17 protein-coding genes are annotated in these 20136 nt (G+C 63.7%); 9 read left to right on the forward strand and 8 right to left on the reverse strand.

The features are described 5' to 3' along the window. Window positions 1–76: 76 nt before the first annotated feature. The 3 genes from ACO06O_RS19115 to ACO06O_RS19125 are packed head-to-tail and all read left to right on the forward strand — an operon-like array spanning window position 77 to window position 3278. Window positions 77–1534 (forward strand): hypothetical protein, encoded by a 1458-nt coding sequence (locus ACO06O_RS19115; RefSeq protein WP_421883498.1) that lies wholly within the window; start codon window positions 77–79, stop codon window positions 1532–1534. Continuing rightward, window positions 1531–2079: a hypothetical protein gene (locus ACO06O_RS19120; RefSeq protein ID WP_421883501.1), complete on the forward strand. Its 549-nt coding sequence runs from the start codon at window positions 1531–1533 to the stop codon at window positions 2077–2079. The genes ACO06O_RS19115 and ACO06O_RS19120 overlap by 4 nt, the downstream gene beginning before the upstream one ends. 53 nt (window positions 2080–2132) lie before the next feature. Continuing rightward, window positions 2133–3278 carry a hypothetical protein gene (locus tag ACO06O_RS19125; protein WP_421883504.1) on the forward strand — a complete coding sequence of 382 codons (1146 nt, stop codon included), beginning with the start codon at window positions 2133–2135 and terminating at the stop codon, window positions 3276–3278. A 237-nt stretch (window positions 3279–3515) separates the two neighbouring features. On the opposite strand, the gene ACO06O_RS19130 is transcribed toward ACO06O_RS19125, so the two are convergent. Then, window positions 3516–4487 (reverse strand): quinone oxidoreductase family protein, encoded by a 972-nt coding sequence (locus tag ACO06O_RS19130; RefSeq protein ID WP_421883506.1) that lies wholly within the window; start codon window positions 4485–4487, stop codon window positions 3516–3518. 117 nt (window positions 4488–4604) lie between these two features. Next, on the reverse strand, window positions 4605–6629 hold the full coding sequence (locus tag ACO06O_RS19135) for a thioredoxin domain-containing protein (protein WP_421883509.1): 2025 nt from the start codon (window positions 6627–6629) through the stop codon (window positions 4605–4607). Between the two features lie 159 nt (window positions 6630–6788). Here ACO06O_RS19135 and ACO06O_RS19140 point away from each other — a divergent pair, with 159 nt between their 5' ends. From ACO06O_RS19140 to ACO06O_RS19165, 6 genes are all read left to right on the forward strand, one after another. Beyond that, entirely contained in the window at window positions 6789–7043 is a 255-nt protein-coding gene (locus ACO06O_RS19140) for a DUF6489 family protein (RefSeq protein WP_420419170.1), read from the forward strand. Window positions 7044–7080: 37 nt separating this feature from the next. Continuing rightward, window positions 7081–8409, forward strand: coding sequence for a tRNA uridine-5-carboxymethylaminomethyl(34) synthesis GTPase MnmE (mnmE, locus tag ACO06O_RS19145; RefSeq protein WP_421883513.1), 1329 nt, complete (start codon window positions 7081–7083; stop codon window positions 8407–8409). A gap of 262 nt (window positions 8410–8671) precedes the next feature. Continuing rightward, a complete protein-coding gene (gene mnmG, locus ACO06O_RS19150) occupies window positions 8672–10561 on the forward strand; it encodes a tRNA uridine-5-carboxymethylaminomethyl(34) synthesis enzyme MnmG (protein WP_421883515.1) in 1890 nt (629 codons plus the stop codon). Between the two features lie 100 nt (window positions 10562–10661). Continuing rightward, window positions 10662–11243 carry a 16S rRNA (guanine(527)-N(7))-methyltransferase RsmG gene (gene rsmG / locus ACO06O_RS19155; protein WP_421883517.1) on the forward strand — a complete coding sequence of 194 codons (582 nt, stop codon included), beginning with the start codon at window positions 10662–10664 and terminating at the stop codon, window positions 11241–11243. 120 nt (window positions 11244–11363) lie between these two features. Further along, entirely contained in the window at window positions 11364–12188 is an 825-nt protein-coding gene (locus ACO06O_RS19160; protein WP_420419174.1) for a ParA family protein, read from the forward strand. Further along, window positions 12185–13174 carry a ParB/RepB/Spo0J family partition protein gene (locus tag ACO06O_RS19165; protein WP_421883520.1) on the forward strand — a complete coding sequence of 330 codons (990 nt, stop codon included), beginning with the start codon at window positions 12185–12187 and terminating at the stop codon, window positions 13172–13174. The genes ACO06O_RS19160 and ACO06O_RS19165 overlap by 4 nt, the downstream gene beginning before the upstream one ends. Window positions 13175–13201: 27 nt before the next feature. Here the strand turns inward: ACO06O_RS19165 and holA are convergent, their stop codons facing one another. The 6 genes from holA to ACO06O_RS19195 form a co-directional block, all read right to left on the reverse strand. Next, a complete protein-coding gene (holA, locus tag ACO06O_RS19170; protein ID WP_421883523.1) occupies window positions 13202–14251 on the reverse strand; it encodes a DNA polymerase III subunit delta in 1050 nt (349 codons plus the stop codon). Window positions 14252–14260: 9 nt separating this feature from the next. After that, a complete protein-coding gene (locus ACO06O_RS19175; RefSeq protein WP_421883526.1) occupies window positions 14261–14812 on the reverse strand; it encodes a hypothetical protein in 552 nt (183 codons plus the stop codon). A gap of 41 nt (window positions 14813–14853) precedes the next feature. Then, the gene (locus tag ACO06O_RS19180; RefSeq protein ID WP_420419178.1) at window positions 14854–15345 is read right to left on the reverse strand and encodes a DUF3576 domain-containing protein; all 492 of its coding nucleotides are present in this window, start codon (window positions 15343–15345) and stop codon (window positions 14854–14856) included. Between the two features lie 230 nt (window positions 15346–15575). Then, the gene (locus ACO06O_RS19185) at window positions 15576–16700 is read right to left on the reverse strand and encodes a porin (protein ID WP_420416281.1); all 1125 of its coding nucleotides are present in this window, start codon (window positions 16698–16700) and stop codon (window positions 15576–15578) included. Between the two features lie 329 nt (window positions 16701–17029). Beyond that, window positions 17030–18247 (reverse strand): cupin domain-containing protein, encoded by a 1218-nt coding sequence (locus ACO06O_RS19190; RefSeq protein ID WP_421883528.1) that lies wholly within the window; start codon window positions 18245–18247, stop codon window positions 17030–17032. Window positions 18248–18249: 2 nt separating this feature from the next. Then, entirely contained in the window at window positions 18250–20076 is a 1827-nt protein-coding gene (locus ACO06O_RS19195; RefSeq protein WP_421883531.1) for a tetratricopeptide repeat-containing sulfotransferase family protein, read from the reverse strand. Window positions 20077–20136 lie beyond the last annotated feature (60 nt).

The raw sequence follows: 20136 nt of genomic DNA on the forward strand, positions 1-20136 counted from the left end.
CGGCGACGGCGCTGGCTACTCTGCCCGCGGACGCCGCAGCGCGCCGTACAGGCAGTCAGGGGAGAGCCAGACCGTGTTGAGCGCCGCCCATCGGGTGATCACCGCCGGACAGAGCCCCGCCTTGCGCGATCTGTTCCGATCGCTGGCGGAAATCGAGGGCGCGGGCGGACCGAAATTTTCCCGCAAGGCGCTGCATGTCCTGGCCCAGGCCATCGCCTGCCGATCCTATGAACGCATGGCGCTGGAAACCGTCCATCTGGTGCGCGCCGCGGCGCTGACGGCGGGACGTCACGGCTTCGAAGGCGTGTTCTGGGGTATGGACCAGGCCACGGCCAGCGCCTTCCGGGGTCATTTCGCCGGCCGGGCGGAGATTCCGGGACGGCTGGCCGCGATCGACGGCGGTGTCGAGCTGCGCTATCCCGACGGGCGCTTTGCAGTTCGGTTCGGCCGGATGCCGATCCTCTCCGCCTTTCTGGAATTCACGGTCGCCGCGATCGGGTTTGCGGCGCTGACCGACATTGTGGCCGGGATCGATGCGCCGGACGGAACGGTAGCGGCGCAATCGAATGCCGCCAACGCCCTGTCCCGCGCGCTCTACGAGTTTCTGGGCGACCATCTGCCGACCGTGCAGGCCCAGCGCAAGTTCCGCAGCCTAATCGCCTTTCTGGAACGCGATCTGGGCCGGGATTTCCGTCCCGAAGCGATTGACGACGAAACGGTGCTGGATTTCTGGCGCGATGCCAGCAGCCCCGGTCGGGAGGGAAGCGGGGAGGGCGGCGACTTCCGCGCCTATCGCACCGTCGTCCTGGCCTTCCTGCGCCTGGTGGAACTGCTGGAGGATGGCGATGCGCTGGCCCGGTTCGAACGCATGCATGCGATCGGTCCGGACCGGGAGGCGGGCGAGGTCGATCCGGGCGAGGATTCCTATTTGAACGGCGCCGAATGGGCACCGGAGAACCCCCTAGCCGCCTTTGCCGAAGCGCCCCTGGATGCGGTCAAGTTCCTGAACAAGCGGGAGACCGAGGCACTGACCCTGCCGGCCGAGGAGGGCGCGCGTCTGCTGCGCCTGCCCTTGTCCTATCTTCGGGCGGAAACCTTCGGCACCGGGCAGCACCGATTGATCCAGGCCCTGCGGCGCAAGGCGGATCTGGCCGAAATCCGAACCATTGCCGAGGATGCGGCGCCGCAGACCTATACCGACCGGATCGCACTGCTGAACCGGATCGACGAGCATTTGCAAAAGCTCGCCCTGGCGGCGCTGCATGTTGTGGGCGGTGGTGGGGATGAGACCGCGCTTCGCGCCCGAAAGGCCTTCGAAACCCTGTCCCGGCAAGGCTTCGAGGCACACAGGCTGAACGATCCGGATATTCAGGCGGCGTTTCAGGAGGCGGCCGCTCCCTTGGCCGAACTGCGCGAGCGAGTCCGTACACTTCTGAACCGCCTGGAAGCCGGATCGGATTGGGCGCAGGCCTATCGCGACGATCAGGCGGCCTTCGCCGCACAGTTCCTCATTCTGTATGGAGAGGCGGCATGAGCGGCGCGTCCTGGCAATCTCGAAGCGACACGGAGAAAGTACGGATCGAGACGGCTTTCAGCGCGCGTCATGCGGCCGATCTTTGGCTGGATACCGCCGAGCCGGGACAGGCGAAACCCGCCGCTTTTCCAGCACTTTATCGCGCCGCGACGGACCCCACCGCGCCATTGCCGGCGGCGCTGGTGGCGCAGCTGGCGACGGATACGCGGCTGAAGGCCGATTTCGATCGCCTGCTGTCGCGGATCGCGGCCTGTCGGATGCCGCGTGCCGCCGCCGCCAGCAGCGGATCGCTGGACCGGCGGGAGGCGCAAGGCTTCGTGCTGCGCATTCGGCCGTCCCGCGCGGATCCGGATCAGGTCTATCTGTTGATCGATATCCCGGACCGGGCCGAAACCCCACAAGTGTTGATGGCCCGCGGCAATGGGGAAATCCTAAGGCGCGCGCTGGGCGAACCCCAGGACGGCATGTTTCGATTGATCCTGGAACGATCCGATCCGCTGTTGGCGGCCATCGGGGATCCGGCGACGGAGATCGATCTGATATGACGTCCTCCGCCTGAGGGCGCGGCGGAGGTCGGTCGGGGATCGAAAGGCGGCTGATGGGGGTGCGTGTTTACATTGCGACAACGGAAGGGCCGGCCCTTATCCAGAGGGTCGCTGCCGAGGAATCCGACATTCCGCCGGTCGTCTGTCTGAATGGAACAACGGAAACCCTGCCGATCAGCGACGCCTATGGACGGTTCGTGCGGCGCGGGTCGGGCATTGTCGCGAAGCTGACCGGACACGATTCCTACCGGATCGACCTGGACCGGGGCATCGACGGCGGCAGTTCCTGGCAGCTGGGTGTCCTTCTGGCACATTTGCTGATGGTTCATGGACGCCTGGCCGGACCCCGCGATCCGGCCGACATCGTCATTTTCGCAACGGGGGAGGTTGACCGCGATCTGTTGATCCGCCCGGTTGGGCATATCGACCGGAAAGTCGCCGCCTGCCAGGCCACCGGAGACGTGGAGGCGGCGGGAGGCGCGAGATGCCTGTTCCTGGTTCCGGCAGGTGACGGTCCAATCGATCCCGCTACCACCGCGATCGCGTCCCTGGAAGAGGCGGCCGCGTTGTTGTCGATCAGCTTGCCGGGCGGAACCGCCGCACCGGCCCTGCCATCGGCCCCGGCAACTAAGGAAGGCGGTTTTTCCGGGCTGCGGGCGGTCTTGGGCGTCGGTATCGTCCTTGCATTGGGTGCCGGTCTTTACGCCCAGCGGGATCGCATCGCGACCCTTTGGCAGGACCCCATCCCGGCAAGTCCCCCGCAATCAAGCGCCGCGCCAGTCCTTGAGCCTCCGGAGACGCCGGATCAGACCGGCATCGCCGCCGTGACCGTCCAGGCGCTGCTCGCACCCGCGGGCTTTTCCTGCCCCAGTCTTCGGTTTGCCCAACTGGACCTGGTGCCCGGGGAGCCCGTGCCGTTGTCGGACGGGCAAGTGCTCGAAGGTCAGGGTGCGACGTGCATGCTGCGCTACAGGTTCGATGGGGCTGGCTTGGATGAGAAGGCGCGCACCGGGGATTTTGAGATGGTGTGGCAGACCGAGGGGAGAACGGTTAAGGCGGCCGGTGCAGCATCCGCCGAGGCGCCGCTGATTTTGGAGGTCGATTGGCCGGACCAGTCCGATGATTCGGTCGTCCTGACGGTCTCACCGGAGGATGGCAGGGGTGATATCTTGGTGTTGCGTCACAGGATCACGCGGTAAGACGCAGTAGCAATTGAGGAATCCGCGCCGAAAACAACAATTGCAGTTCTTCGGACCGTTTCAGCCCCAATATGTAGCGGGTCGCTTACGTATGATGCGCATTTCCGGGCCATGGCGCACCGGATTCCGCATCATGCCTAGCCACCGAGTCGCCAGACCCAATCAGGAAATGGAGGCGTCCCGGAAATTCCGGGCGAGAGGGTGCGTCATGGCCCCCATCCCGCCCGGTTTTCCGCTTTAGACGACCAGCAGGGTCGATCCTGTGGTCTTGCGGGCTTCCAGATCCTTGTGGGCCTGGACGACATCCGCCAAGGCATAGCGCTGGTTGATCTCGATCTTCAGCCCCTTGGCATAAGCATCGAACAGGGCGGTGGACGATTCGACCAGATCTTCGCGGCTGGCGGTATAGGTCATCAGGGTAGGCCGCGTCATGAACAGCGAGCCCTTGGCCGACAGCGTGCCGAGATTGAAGTTCTGAATCGGTCCGGACGCGTTGCCGAAGCTGACGAACATGCCGCGCGGGCGCAAGGAATCCAGGGATCCGTCGACCGTCGCCGCCCCGACACCGTCATAGACGACCGGCACCCCGGCCCCGTCGGTGATTTCGCGAACGCGCTTCGCAACGTCTTCCTGCCCGTAGAGAATGACGTGGTCGCAGCCATGGGCCTTCGCCAGCGCCGCCTTTTCCGGCGACCCGGCCGTACCGATGACGGTGGCGCCGATCTGTTTCAGCCATTGGCAGGCAATCAGACCGACCCCGCCCGCAGCCGCCTGGAACAGGACCGTATCGCCCGGCTGAACCGGGTAGGTTCGGCGGATCAGATATTCGACCGTCATGCCTTGCAGCATCATGCCGGCCGCGGCCTCGTTGCTGATCGAGTCCGGCAGCTTGATCAGGCGGTGCCAGGGCATCAGGCGTTCGGTCGCATAGGCGCCGACCGGCGGCGCCGCATAGGCGACCCGATCGCCGACCGCCAGTTCCGTCACGCCGTCGCCGATCGCCTCGACAACGCCGGCCGCTTCCAGGCCGATTGCGCTGGGCAGTTCCAACGGGTAGAGGCCCGTGCGGTGATAGACGTCGATATAGTTCAGCCCGCAGAAATCCTGTTTGATGCGGACTTCGCCCGGTCCCGGGGCGCCGACCTGGACATCCTCAAAGACCATATTCTCCGGCCCGCCGGCCGTGTGGATGCGAACTGCCTTCGCCATGAACCCTGCTCCTCCCGTGAGGTTGATTGAAACTGCGTGAGAAACCTAGTCCGCGTTTCCGCCCGGGCCAACCGTCAATGGATCAACAGTTTTCGGCGGTCACGGCACTAATCCGGACTATTCCGCCGCCGAAACCAGCGCGTCGCGCAAAGCCGCCGCCTCGGTGATCGGCAACGAACAGACGGGCCCGCGACAGAGATAGGCCGTGGCTTGCCCGTCTACCATGCCCTTGCCGGCGGCGGGATGGTTGGCCGGCAGCGGATCGTCCGGGCCATAGGCCGCGATCATCCGGTCGGCGAGCGGCGCGGCCTCGGCGGCCCGTCGCAGAGCCTCCGTCGCCGGATCGCCGGACGGACCAATGACGGCAATCTGCGCCCCGTCTTCCAGGAAGCGTGCCCCCTCGATGACGTTGGAATAGGGGAAAAAATTGCGTTCCATCTCCCCGGCGAAGGCCCGAACGATTTCCTCCGCCCGCGCGCCGTAGCGTTCCTTGCCCGTGCGCCAGGCGAGTTGCGCGAGTGCGAAGACCAGCAACCCGTTCCCGGACGGGGTTGCGTTGTCGCCGCCGGATTTGGTCCGTGCGACCAGTGCCTCCGCATCGTCCGGCGTCAGGAAATAGGCGCCGCCTTCCGTGTCTCGATAGTGACGGTCCAGAACCTCGACCCAGATTTCAGCCCGATCGAGATAGGCCGTCTCGCCGGTTGCTTCCAGCAGGGCCAGCGCGGCGCGGATCATCGCGGCATAGTCGTCCACTGTCGCCGCGTGGCGGGCACGACCCTCGCGATAGGCATGGCGCAGGCGATCGCCGTCCGCCATCGGTCCGGCCACGAAGTCGAAGGCGCGCCGCGCCATTTCAATCCAGTCCGGCCGGTCGAACACCCGACCGGCCCGGGCAAGCGCCGCGACGGTAAGGCCATTCCAGTCCGTCAGGACCTTGTCGTCCTTTAGGGGAGGGACCCTCTTATCCCGCTCGGCCAGCAGGATCTTTCGGCTTTCCGCCAGGCATTGTTCGGTTTCCGCATCGGGGAGGGCGTCCAGGTGGAGGCGGTTCAGGATCGTCTTCCCTTCCCAATTGCCGCCCGGCCGGATGTCGTAGTGATCTTTGAATACCACCGCCGCGTCACCCAGCAGCGCGTCGACTTCGTCGGTGTCCCAAACGTAGTACTTGCCCTCTTCGCCTTCGCTGTCCGCATCGCGCGCCGACGCGAAGGCGCCCTCCGGAACGGTCATGTCGTCGCGCAGCCAGGCGACCGTTTCCTCCGCCCGCTGCCGGTACAGCGGATTGCCGCCGTCGCACCAGGCCAGGGTCAGCATGTCGAGAAGCTGCGCATTGTCGTACAGCATTTTCTCAAAATGCGGGACCAACCAGATCCGGTCGACGGTGTAACGGGCGAAACCGCCGCCGAGATGATCGTAGATTCCGCCTTCGCACATCTGGCGCAGGGCGAAATGCACCGCCTTGCGATACCGGGAATCGCCGGATCTCCCGCCCGCCGACCAAAGCTGCTTCAGGACGGCGCATTGCGGAAATTTCGGCGCGTCGCCCAGTCCGCCATGCTCCCGGTCCATGGCCTGAAGAATGCGGCCCGCAATCTCATCAGCGGTACGGCGGTCGATCCCATCGCCGGATTTCGGGTTTGCCAGCGCCGCCAACCCGTCGCGCAGCGCGGTCACATTCTGGTCGATGCGGTCCGGGGCGTCGCGATAGGTCTTTGCGACCTGGCGCAGGACCTCCGGAAAGCCGGGGCGTCCCCAGCGTGATTCCGGCGGGAAATAGGTCCCGCCCCAGAACGGATCTCCGGCCGGGGTCAGGAACATGGTCAGCGGCCAGCCGCCCTGTTGACCCAGCATGGCCAAGGCCGACTGATAGATCGTGTCGATATCCGGCCGCTCTTCCCGGTCGACCTTGATGTTCACGAACAGCTCGTTCATCAGGGCGGCCGTCGCGGAGTTCTCGAAACTCTCATGCGCCATGACATGACACCAATGGCAGGCGGCATATCCGACGGAGAGCAGGATCGGCTTGTTTTCCGCCGCCGCCTCGGCGAGGGCGTCCGGACCCCAGGCCCGCCAATGCACCGGATTGTCCTGATGTTGCAGAAGATAGGGGCTCGTTTCCTGCCCCAGCGCGTTGCCGGTCATGTCCCCTCCCAGATCTCAGGTGCCTGTTGTCGGCGCGGCGGCACTGGACAGCGCCTGTTCTCTACATAGGATGAACGGCGGGATACGCCAACCGGCACCCGACCGATCGTTTGGCCGGAGCAGCGCAATTGGGCAACGCAACATGGAAAGGAACGCCGGATGAAGATATCGATCGATATCGATTGCACCCCCGATGAGGCCCGCCGGTTTCTGGGACTTCCCGATGTCGCGCCGATGCAGGAAGCCCTGATGCGTCAGATTCAGGAGCGGATGGAAGCCAACCTGAAAGCTTTGGAACCGGAGGCGCTGTTCCAGACCTGGCTTCCGGCATCGATTCAGGGCATGGAGCAGTTGCAGAAGATGTTCTGGGCCCAGATGGGCGGCGCCACGGATGGTAAGAAGGGCGGCGACTGAGGCACTGGGCGCGGGCCATTTGCAGCGGGTTTCTGATATGACCGATACGATTTTTGCCCTGGGCAGCGGCCCGGCGCCCGCGGGTGTCGCCGTGATCCGGGTCTCGGGCCCGGCCGCGGCTCAGGCAGTGTGTGCGGTGGCCGGTCTGTCCGCATTGCCCGAGGCCCGGCGCGCCGTTTTCAGGCCTTTGCGACATCCCGCATCCGGGGAGGTCCTGGATCACGGCCTTGTTCTCTGGCTGCCGGGGCCGGGCACTTTTACCGGTGAGGATGTGGCCGAGTTTCAAGGGCATGGCGGGGTCGCCTCCATCAATGCGTTGCTGAACGCCTTGTCCGATTTCGAAGGATGCCGTCAGGCCGAGGCGGGGGAGTTCACCCGCCGCGCCTTCGCCAATGGCCGGATGGACCTGACCGAAGTCGAAGGCCTGTCCGATTTGATTGCCGCTGAGACCGAAGCCCAACGTCGGTTGGCCCTCCGGCTCGCGGCCGGGGAGGGGCGGGACCGGTATCAGGATTGGACCGATCGGCTGGTGCGGGTGCTGGCTTATCTCGAAGCGGCCGTGGATTTTCCGGAGGATGACCTGCCGGAGTCGATGCTTGACCGTAATGAAATCGAGATCCGGGCTCTGCTGAGGGAGTGGACGCAAGATATTGAATTGGGCGCGCTGTCTTCGGGGATCCGGGATGGCGTCCGTGTAGCGATTGTCGGAGCGCCGAATGTTGGGAAGTCGTCGCTGCTTAATCGGCTGTCTGGGCGGGAAGCCGCCATCGTCTCCGACATTGCCGGGACCACACGGGATGTTGTTGAGGTACGCATGGATCTCGGGGGCTATCTTGTGACCCTTGCCGATACCGCCGGCCTGCGCGATACGCGGGATCAGATTGAAGAAGAGGGGGTGCGTCGCGCCCTGCGGACGGCAGAGAGCGCTGACCTTGTCCTGTTTCTGAGCGATGATGCCGCCGACTTTGGCACGCCGTCGCATGAGAGGGTCCAGCGTGCCGAAAGCGATGTGATTTCTGTCCTGACGAAAGCGGACCTGAGCTCTCATGTCAGTCATGCAGGGAACACCGTAATCCCCGTTTCCTCCAAAACAGGCGCCGGCATTGGGGATCTGCTCAAGACATTGGAAGCAGCCTGCAGAGATAGGTTGGCCGTTTCCGCCGGGGCCGTTGCGGTGCGCGCGCGACACCGGGATGCCCTTTCCCGTGCGACCGAAGCCCTTGAGCGCGCCCTTTCTCAGCCAGAGGCGGCTTTGGCTGGAGAGGATATCCGCCTGGCCCTGAGTGAGATGGGCCGCATAACCGGACGCGTAGATGTTGAGGCCGTTCTGGATGTTCTTTTTGGCGAGTTTTGTATCGGCAAGTAGGGCAATGTTTCACGTGAAACACCACCAATGGCCTGTGGATTGGTTTAATCTCGGGTCCTGATGGGATTGTCTGCTACACACTTTCACGAAGGTCCTGCTTTCCGATCCTCTCTGCCTTGGCCACTTGTCACGTCACCCAGCAGCCGATGTTTCACGTGAAACATTTCCCGTCTCGCCCCTGTGAAATGCGGACCGAACCATCGTTTCTATTGACCCGATTTCTTCCTCGGCGTATATCCTCGCGCGGAAAGGATCCGAGGCCATGGGCGCGGACAAAACCCTCCCCAAGACGAAGTGGGACGTCATCGTCGTAGGCGGCGGACATGCCGGTTGCGAGGCGGCCGCCGCATCGGCGCGTCTCGGCGCCGACACCTTGCTTGTCACCCATAAGCTGGAAACCATCGGGGAAATGTCCTGTAACCCCGCCATCGGCGGGTTGGGTAAGGGACACCTTGTCCGGGAAATCGACGCCCTGGACGGGGTGATGGGCCGGGTTATCGACCAGGCCGGGATCCAGTTCCGGATGCTGAACCGGAGCAAAGGGCCGGCCGTCCAAGGACCGCGCTCCCAGGCGGACCGCAAACTCTATCGCGAAGCCATGCAAGCCGAGTTGGCGACCCAGGCCAATCTGACGCTACACGCCGCGGCAGTGGAAGACTTGATCCTTGATCCGAGCGGTCGACTAACCGGGATTGTCCTGGGCGACGGCAAGACCCTTGAAACCGGCGCGGTGGTGCTCACCACGGGGACCTTCCTGCGCGGCATGATCCACTGCGGCCAGGAGCGTATCCCGGCCGGCCGGGTCGGCGATGCTCCTGCCCTGGGGCTCTCCAAAACTTTGGAACGGGCCGGGTTTGCCCTGGGTCGCCTGAAGACCGGGACCCCGCCAAGACTGGACGGCAATACCATCGATTGGTCGGGCCTCGACCGACAGGATGCGGACCCGGTGCCCGAACCTTTCTCGATGCTGACCGACAAGATCACGGTGCCCCAGATCCCGTGTCACATCACCTATACCAACGACGCGACCCATACCGCGATACGCGACAATCTTCACTTGTCCGCGATGTATGGCGGAATGATTGAGGGGATCGGCCCGCGATACTGTCCGTCGATCGAAGACAAAGTCGTCAAATTCGCGGACAAGCCTCGGCACCAAATATTTCTCGAGCCGGAGGGTTTAGATGATTCGACCGTTTATCCGAACGGTATCTCGAATTCTCTCCCGGCATCGGTGCAGGCCGCTTTCTTGAAGACCATTCCGGGGCTGGAGACAGCCGAAATCCTGCGCCCGGGATATGCGATCGAATACGATCATGTCGATCCTCGGGAACTGCATCCGACTCTGGAAACCCGTCGCGTCCCGGGCCTCTATCTCGCCGGTCAGATCAACGGAACGACCGGCTATGAAGAAGCCGCCGCGCAGGGGCTGATGGCCGGGCTGAATGCCGCCCGAAATGTCGGCGGCAATCCGGAGCCGATCATCCTGGACCGGGCGGACGCGTATATCGGGGTCATGATTGATGATCTGACCACGCGCGGCGCCGACGAGCCTTACCGGATGTTCACCTCCCGCGCCGAGTACCGGTTGCGTCTGCGTGCCGACAATGCCGACCAAAGATTGACCCCCCTGGGTCAGCAGATCGGATGCCTTTCCCCAGAGCGCGAGCGGGCCTGGGATCGGAAGCACACCGCCCTATCCGCGGCGCGCGAGCTGATGCAGGATCTCAGGGCAACACCCCAGGAACTTGGACGGCACGACATCACCGTGCGCGCCGATGGCAAGATTCGCAGCGCGGCCGAAGTCCTGGCTCTGCCGGACATGACGCTCGAACGGATCGTGGCGATCTGGCCGCAACTCTCCCAGATTGATCGCGCCATCGCGCCACAGATCGAGATCGATGCCCGATACGCCGCCTATCTGCAGCGTCAGGATTCCGATATCCGCGCCTATCGCCGTGACGAGGCTCTGCATCTGCCGGAAGATCTCGATTTCGCGACGGTCGGCGGGCTGAGCAATGAGATGGTGCAGCGCCTGAGCCGCGCGCGGCCGCGCACTCTGGGTCAAGCCGCCCGTCTTCCCGGCGTCACGCCCGCCGCTGTTGTCGCGTTGATGCGGCATGTAAAGCGCGGCGATACGAAAGCCGCTTAGAGTCATGGCCGGCATCGACCGCGGGCGACCCGGTTCGCCATCGGCCTCGGGGTTCTCTCCTTCGGATTTTCAGAATTCTACGGGCGTTTCACGTGAAACAATGGATGCCCTGACTCTCTATGCGGGTCTGCTGGAAAAATGGCAGAAGCGCATCAATCTCGTCGGCCCGAAAACCGTCGCGGACCTCTGGTCCCGGCACTTCCTGGATTCCGCACAGCTCGCCTCCCTCATTCCGCCCGGATCGACCCGCCTTGTCGATCTGGGCAGCGGCGCAGGCTTTCCAGGTTTGGTGCTCTGCATCCTCACCGGACTTGAAACCCATCTGATCGAATCCGACACTCGCAAATGCGCCTTCCTGCGCGAGGCCGGCCGGGCCGCCGGCGTCTCCGCGCATTTGACCGTCCACGCCAAAAGGGCTGAAACGGTCGACTTGCCACCGGCGGACATCATCACGGCCCGCGCCCTGGCGCCGCTTCCAGATCTTCTAAGCTTGGCATTCCCATTCTGGGGAAAATCTACTCTCGGGCTCTTCCTGAAGGGAAAACGGCACCAAGAGGAATTGACTGCCGCAAAATATGGATGGTATATAAATTACAGCACGATTCCGAGCCGGGTTGATCCGGATTCCGTGATTCTGTCGGTCACAGGGCTGAAACGGTCCGATACGGCGGGTTCGCCGTAGCAGGCAGACGGGCAGGGGAGATAGCGCGGATCGTGCCGGGCCCGATATAGGGCCGGCGTGGCGCCCGCGATCCCGCGACTTACGCCGCGACGTTGGCACAGCAAGGAAGGAATTGCGCCGATGTATGCGAAGTTGCCCGAAAAATTGACCCGGCCCCGCGCCGATGGCACGGCCCGGATTGTGGCCATCGCAAATCAGAAGGGCGGTGTCGGCAAAACGACGACGGCCATCAATCTCGCCACGGCTTTGGCGGCCTGTGAAAAGAAGGTCCTGATCGTCGACATCGATGCCCAGGGGAACGCCTCGACCGGCCTCGGCATCGACCGCCGCGATCGGGCGCTCAGCTCCTACGATCTGCTGTTCGGGCGGGAGCGGGCGGAAGCCGTTGCCGTCGCCACGGCGATCCCCGGCCTCAGCATCGTCCCGGCCTCGATCCATCTGTCGGGGGCAGAGATCGAACTGGTCGAGGAAGACCGCCGCGAGTTTCGGCTGCGCGAGGCGCTGCGCGGCGCGGTCACGGAATATGATTATGTCCTGATCGATTGTCCGCCCGCGCTCGGCCTGCTGACCCTGAACGCGCTCTGCGCCGCGGATTCCGTTCTGGTGCCGCTGCAATGCGAGTTCTACGCGCTGGAGGGCCTGAGCCATCTGATGGGCACGATCGAGCGGGTGAAGCGCGCCTTCAACCCGCGCCTCGACATTCAGGGCGTGGTCCTGACCATGTATGACCGCCGCAACAATCTGTCCGACATGGTGGCCGCCGACGTCCGGGCGCATCTGGGCGACAAGGTTTACGAAACGGTCATTCCCCGCAATGTCCGGGTGTCCGAGGCGCCGAGCTACGGCAAGCCGGTCATCCTTTACGACATGGATTGCCGGGGATCGCAGGCCTATATCCACCTGGCGAGCGAGGTCCTGAAGCGCGAGAGGAGGGTTTCGGCATGACGGCGGCCGCGGAAGACACACGCAAGCGCGGATTGGGACGGGGCCTGTCCGCCCTGTTCGGTGAAGACAGCGACATGGGCGGCGGCTATAGCGAGCCGGCCGTCCGGACCTCCAAGACGGTACCGATCGAATTCCTGCGGCCCAATCCCAGCCAGCCGCGCAAACGCTTCGACGAAGCGGCGATCGACGGCCTGGTCGATTCGATCCGCCAGCAGGGCGTGCTGCAGCCACTGCTGGTCCGGCCGCATCCCGACGACGCCAACGCCTATGAGATCGTCGCCGGCGAACGCCGCTGGCGGGCCGCCCAGCGGGCACAGCTGCACGAAGTGCCGGTCGTCATCAAGGAACTGTCGGATTCCGACACGCTTGAGATCGCGCTGATCGAGAACATTCACCGCGAGGATCTGACCCCGCTGGAGGAAGCCGAAGGCTATCAGCGCCTGATCGAGGAGTTCGGGCACACCCAGGACGTTCTGGCCAAGGCCGTCGGCAAGAGCCGCAGCCATGTCGCCAATATGCTGCGGCTGCTGGGCCTGCCGGAAGAGCTGAAAAGCCTTCTGGACGACGGGTTGATCACCAGCGGCCATGCCCGCGCGCTATTGGGCGCATCCAATGCCGAGGCGTTGGCCCAGGACATCGTCAAGAAGGGCCTGAATGTCCGCCAGACCGAGAAACTGGTGCAGGATTCCAAGCCGAACGCGGCGCGGACCGAAACCGGCATGCGCAAGCTCAAGGGTCGGATCGAAGGCAGCGCCGGCACCGGCGGCGGTACGACTGCCGCGCCGGCGGAGAAAGATCCCAACACCGCCGCCATGGAGCGCAGCCTGTCCGATCTCTTGGGCATGACCGTGTCGATCGATCTCATGGGCGGAGGAGAATCCGGGCGCCTCAGCATCGGCTTCGACAATTTCGATCAGCTGGACGATGTCATCGAGAGATTGAACCGCGGCGGCGTCCCGGCCAAAGCCGACATCGTGGAGATGTAGCCTGAACGGCGGCGACAGGCGTCACCGTCAGCGCCGCCCGGGCCGCCGTCCGCCTTGCCGCCGGGCCAGGGCGCCGACCTGATGCAGGGTTCGATGACAGAGGACCCAGTCCGGCGCCCCACTGCGCTTGCACGCCGCCTCCGCCTCCAACAGCAAGGTCAGGGCCTCGCCCACCGCGATAGGGGACCAACGCTTCACGCTGGCCTCGAACCGCGCCTTCACCTTGAAGAAGATCGGCGGTTTCAGTGCCGCCATGGCGCCCGGTAGCGGGGTCCCGGCGGCGACGAGATCCTGTACCCGCCGCAGCCTTAGCATGTGATTGCCCGCCATCCGCAGCAGGGAAACCGGCGCGACCGCCTCTTCCGCCGCCAGATCCAGCGCCCGGTCCAAAGTCCCGGATTCTCCATCGACCATCGCATAGATGACGTCGTCCATGGTCGAAACCGAACTATCCCCGATCAGGGTGGCGACCGTATCGACATCCAGATGACCTTCCGGCCCGGCATAGAGGGCCAGTTTCTCAATCTCCGACCGGCTCACACCGCGATCCGACCCGAGATGGTCCACCAGATAGTGCCGCGCCTCCCGATCGATCCGAACCCCCATGGGCCGCAATCCCTCGTCGATCAAGCGGTCGATGCCGCCGGCCTCGTCGAGATAGCAGGGCAGGGCGGCGGCGCAGGGGGCCGCTTCAAACGCTTTGCGCAGTTTGGATTTCGCGGCCAGTTCCCCCGATGTGACCAGAACCAGCGCGTCCCCGACCGGATCGTCGAGGAAGGACAGAAGTGCATCGCCCAGGGAATCCGCCGCGTCGCGGATCAGCACCACCCGCCGACCGCCGGTCATAGCGATCGCCGCAGCCTCGTCGCCCAGCAAGCCCGGATCGGATTTCACCGACTCCGCGTTCAACTCGGCGACCAGGAAGGGATCATCCAGGGAGGGCACCACCGTCAGCGCCAGCGCGGTCAGCCTTTCCCGCGCCAACCCCGAATCCGGTCCGTAAAACAGAACCGCACGCAGATCCGGAGGCGGTTTGCGCAGAAATCCGTCGATCGCGCCGGTGGCAATCTTCACCATCCGACCGGCCTAGCCCTGAACCAGGCGGCGCTTCTCGAAAAATGTGGCGATCTGCAGCCGAAGATCGTCGGCAATCACGCGAAGCGATCGCTCGATGGCGTTCCGCTCGGCAACCAGGGCGGCATAGTCGGATTCCGACGTCGAGTAGCTCGCCACCGCCCGGGATTGGAACTGGAACGTCTCCTCAAAGGCCGACAAGGTCGCATAGGCAAACACCTGCACTTCCGCGCGGGTTGTCGTCGCATCCAACTGGACGCCCAGATCCCTGGAGGTCACGTCCAACTCCGTCGACAGAACATAGAGCGGTTTCACCGGACGGCCCGACGGATTGAACCGGTCCAGTAAGAGATTGTGCAGGAACTGACCTTCGCGATCCTTGATGATCCCAATCTTGGTCGCCGCCAGATCCAGGGTCGTGTCGCGGCTCGTATCGTGGGAAGACGTGCCATAGACCGGCTGAAACCCACAGCCCGCCAGGGAAGTAAGCGCGACGGCGGCCCCGGACAGCAAAATCGCTCGGCGCAGGATGTTCTTTGAGGGTGAAGGCGCGGTTCTCGGCATCGTTACACCCTTGCAACAATTTTCCGGACGAAAGAATTCGATCAGTTCAAGATCGCCTGGCTGTCGATGCGCAACTGCCGGGCACGGGTCAGGATGGCATTTTCGATACGCGCCGCGGACCCTTCGGCAATCGGCGCGTCCGTCCAAGCGCCGCCAGCGCCCTGGACCTGTTTGAACAACGACACCCGCACACCGTCCGCCCGCAATTCCCGGTTCAGAATATAGACCTGCATCTTGTAGCGTTCGTTGGGCGCCTCAGGCAGCGAATACCATTCGGTGATAATCACGCCACCATGGGCATCGACCTGCGCCATCGGAAAGAAGGCGATCGTATCCAGCGACGCCCGCCACAGATATCCGTTCACCGCGATGCCGCCTGGCCCGCCCGCACCGGCGGGGCTGTCGCCCCCGATGGTGATTGAATCGCCGAAGATGCTGCCTTGCGCGCGCATGTCACGAGTCAGCGCATCTCGCTCGACATCGACGGGCTTGAAACCGCCGCATGCCGCGAGAGCCGCAAGACACATCGTCATAAGTACAAATCGAAGGCGCCGCATCTATCCAACCACCGGTCCGTTGCTCCGGATACTCGCGTCCTTGGTACTGAATATTTCGACTCCCGGCAAGCCCGCCGGACGAGAGAACCCCACCCACCGACATGCGTGGCAAGGGCCTTAAAGAAGGGGGGCCGTAAAGATGGGGGTGCCCAAAAAGAAAGGGGCGGCCGAAGCCGCCCCTTCCCAAACCCGATGGGTTTCCGCAATTAGAAGGTAACGCGGGTACCCAGGATCACGACGGTCGCGTCGTTGGAGTTCGCAGCGACGCCGGAGCCCGCTTCGTTTTCCAGGTCGAACCAGTAACCGTTCAGGTGAGCCGACAGACCTTCCGCGATGTTGTAGTTCACACCAGCGTGCAGGATCGAGACTTCGTCGTCCTGGCCGTTGCCGTCCGTGTCGTTCTCAGACTGTTGGTACATGATCGACACTGCGCCCGGGCCGAAGTTGTAAGACGCACCGACGTTCCAGCCGTCGCCCGCGTCACAATTCGTGACCGTCTTCACGCAGTTCGAGTCGCCGTTGTCCAGGAACGCACCAGCGATCTGGAAGCCAGCGAAACCGACCGTCGCACCGACCATGTACGAGCCGACGTCTTCGTTGTCGACACCGTTCACACCGGACTGGTCGTCGGCAATGCCGTACGAACCGTCAACACCCAGCGTCACGTCGCCGAACGAACCCGACCAACCGGCAGCGAATTCCCAGGCATTCGCGTTACCGTCGTTGTTCGTGCCCTGCGCCTGCAGGAACGTCGAGTTCGGCGAGTACGAAACACCAGCGCTGAAACCACCGAAGTTCGGCGTGATGTAGCCGATCTTGTTCGCGTCACCGGTCATGCCAGCGTGCGAAGCGTAGTAGTGCAGAGCCGTGCTCATGCCCAGGAAGTTCACGTGACGAAGGGCGTTGTTGCCGTCCGTACCCCACGTACCAACCTGAACCGAGTGACCCGACGTACCGGCCGCCAGATCGGACACGCCGTCTTCGCCACCGATGAACAGACGGCCGAAACCGCCCGTGAAGTCCAGCCACGCTTCGTCGAACGTACCAGCGTTGCCGCCGGCACCGCCGTTGGCCCAACGCCACTGGATGTTCGCACGGTACTTCAGGCCGTTGTCAGCCGAACCGCGCGCATCCCAAACCAGCTCAGACTGCTGCTCGTTCGCCGTCACGTTGAAACCGGTACCGGCGTCAGCCTGGTCACCGTCAAACATAACAGCTTCGTAAGCCAGAGCGCCCGAGAACGTCATCACCGGGGCTTCAGCCGCCGCAGTACCAGCCGTCAGCAGGGACGCACCGGCCAGCGCCGACGTGGTCAACAGAACTTTCTTCATTTCATACCTCCAAAATCAGACCAGGCTAGTCGCCTATTTTGTGGTCCCCGACATGCGGCTATTAGAACCCATGTCCTTATTGCCATCGTCGTACAAACCGCCAGGGCGTTTCACACCACGACAACGTGATAGTCGACCTTCAACCATGTGTTCGAATGAAACGCAATGAGCGCGCATGGACTTAGCCGCTATTCCGCCGGCCATGTGACAAGATTGCAACAAGCCGTCTTCTTGCTGAATTTCCCTCTAGTTAGCCGGGCCCGCGCCCGCCATTCTTTGCCGCGCCGCACAATGACGGATGCCGACGACGACGACCCTCCCAGACCGGGTCAGTTTTCCGGGCGAAGCACGCCCATGCCGATCAGCTCCTGCAGCAGCCGGTCCAGATCCGCGGTCGGCAAGGCGGTATGCGCATCCAGATAATCGCCCCTGCCGAAGGACGGCCGCCCCACGACCCATTCGACAATGGCCTCGCGGCCCGGCGGAATGGGGACGCCGCCGCGTGGCCCGACCAGCGCAGCCCGACCGCCCTGCCGAACAACCTTGAAACCGGGTCCGGTCCGCGCGAAACGCTTCTCCACCACCTCAACCGGCAGGGCGAAGCCCATGCGATGGTTTCGGAAGCCCGCTTGATGCGCCCGGATGGCGTCCAGGACGCCGGGATCCCGCGATAAGGACTGCAGGCGATCGCCCAGATCCGCAATCGCCGCGGCCAGGGCCTCCGGACCCGCATCAGACCGTGGAAGGTTCATCCGGAAGGCCTCGTCCTCGACCGCGAAATCACTCAGAGCCCCGATCACATCCAAGCCGATCACGCTGGTGACCCCGAAGGCCATGTGAATCGTGCCGCCGCTGGTCGCCAGCGCGTCGTGATACCAGCCGCGCGGCAGATACAGGACATCACCCGGCCGCATGGTCACTTCCATCAGCAAATCGCCGCGCTGTTGCTCGTGGGCCGGTTCGGCATAGGCATCGTTCTGATGCCGGGCATGACGGATCGGGTGCGGCATCCGCGTTTTGTAGACACGCCAGACCTTCTCGCCTTCGACATGCAAGGCGAACACGTCATGGGTATCGAAATGCGAATTGAACGCCTGGCGCTGCTTCCAGGAACAATACAGATTGACCTGCGTCTTGGCGTCGTAGGCGGCCTCGAACGCATCGGCAAGCGCGCTCAGCTCCGGCGTCAATGTATCGATGTCGTTCGCCACCAGCGACGCGCCCTGGCGCAGGAACTCCATCACCTTTTCCGGCACCGGCTGCAGCACCGAATTGCCCGCCCGGTCGTCGACGCTTTCGCAATAGGCGCGCGCCGGAACCGGCTGACGGTCCGCCACGAGCATCAGGGACTTGTTGGTCCAGATCGCCGTCTTGTTCAGCAATCGGGTCAGGATATCCCAATCCATCAACCCGCCGAACTTGCCGGCATCGCCCGGAATATGCAGCGGCTTCCTGTCATAGTATTCCGCGAAGAAGGTTTCGGGTGTCACCGGTGCGATGATATCGGCGAAGGCCGGACGATCGCCGGCATTCTCAAAAATCGACATGGCTAAAGCGACTCCTCGTAACGCGCGGGCAAGGCGCCCAATTCGGCCAGCAACGGACCCAGCTTGCCGTCGAACCGTTTCCACCGGGCGACCGAACTCTTGTAGATCGGCCGGCGAACCTGCAGGCGGCTCGCGGTCAGAACGTCGCGGTCCGTCTCGAAGAATTTGGCCATGGCAGGATCCCAATCCAGGCCAAGGCGACCGAGAACCGGCATGACGGTCCCTTCCATATCCGCCACCATGCCTTCGTACCGGACCGGCGTAATGGCGCTATCCCAGTCGCGCCAGAAGGTCATCAGCCGGTCGTATTCCCGATAGTAATGGCCGATATCGCCCAGATCGTGGTCGAAGAGCAGATCGCTGCCGAACTTCTGGACATAGATCGACCAGCTGACATCCAGGGGATGGCGCTCGGTATTGAGAATAAGCGCCGCCGGAAACAGTCTGCGGATCAGGCCGACATTGACGAAATTGATCGGCAGCTTGTCCGTCACGTGACGCGCGTTCGGATCGATCGCATCCAGCGACGCGAGATATTCCGCCGCCATTTCTTCCAAAGCGCTGTCGGACAGGCCTGCGATAAATCCGGCGAAGTCACCATCCGGCGGCAGGCGGTCCGTTATGACGCGCGGTATGTCCATTAACTCGCCCGCGCCGGCGATCGCGGAATGCGAGGCGAGAACCTGCTCCAGCAGCGACGTGCCCGAACGGGGCATGCCGACGATGAAAATCGGCCGGCGCGACGCACGCGCGCTCTCCGGCGGCACCGAATCCTGCGGCGGCAGGTCGCGAAAGATGTCGATCAAGGAATCGTAAAGCCGCTCGGTCCCGCGCCGGTCATACTCCTTGCCGACGCTTTTCAGTCCAGCCTTGAACGCCGACTGGGCGCGGCCGTAGAACCGAAACGCGGCATCATAGTCACCCTGTGCTTCATAGGCCTGGGCGATACGATGCGACAGGATGGGCGGCGGATCGGCGGCAAGCCCCTGACGCCGGAACGCCGCCAGACCTTCCTTGCGGTAGTCGGCCGGGCTGCGATCCCCGTCGCCGGACCGGGACTCGACCAGATCCGCATAATCGAACCAGGCGGTCGGATCGTCGCCATTCTCCGCTATCAGCGCCTTCAAGAGGCCACGCGCCTCGTCAAAGGAACCCTTGTTGACCAGAAGCGACGCGAGGCGCAGACGCAGTTCCCGGCCGGACGGCACCGCCCGAACGGCCTCCCTTAGCACAGTCAATGCGCCATTCAGGTCCCCCTGTGTCGTCAGGGCGTCGGCCAGGTTGAGCAGGATCGATCCGTCCTTGGGACAGCGCTGTCGGCCGCGCTTCAGAATGTCCAGGGCACGTCCCGTTTCGCCCAATGACGTCAGCAATCCGCCAAGATTGGCGTATGAGTCCGGGTAGTTGGGCTGCGCCGCGACCGCCGCCTCGAAGGCTGGAATGGCCAGATCGAAACGCTGCAATCCTCTATAGGCAATGCCCAGATTGTTCAGAATGACCGCTTCGCGCGGCATCTTCCGGCGCAGGTCCTCAAAGATTTTCGCCGCCTCGCCATAGCGCTGCTGGTCCAGCCGGACGATGCCCATTCCGCTCAACGCCGCCGCATTGTTCCGGTCGGCGGCATAGCTTTTCTCGAAGAACTTGGCCGCGTCTTTCAGGTCGCCGTTCTGATGATGCAGCACGCCCATCAAATAAAGCGCGTTCGGCTCCTTCGGCGCGGATTTCAGGATCGCGCTCCCAATCCGCCGGGCTTCGTCGGTCTGCCCCGCGTTCAACCGATCGAAAGCCTGCTTCAATTGGCTCTGGATATGAAACGGCGGAGACGGCATGTAAGGGCTCACGGCTGGACGGCGGGTTGGGCGATGCGCACTATGGCCATCGTCAGGTCG

It is taken from the genome of Pacificispira sp., from assembly GCF_965228185.1.
Classification (GTDB): Bacteria; Pseudomonadota; Alphaproteobacteria; order UBA8366; family Aestuariispiraceae; genus Pacificispira.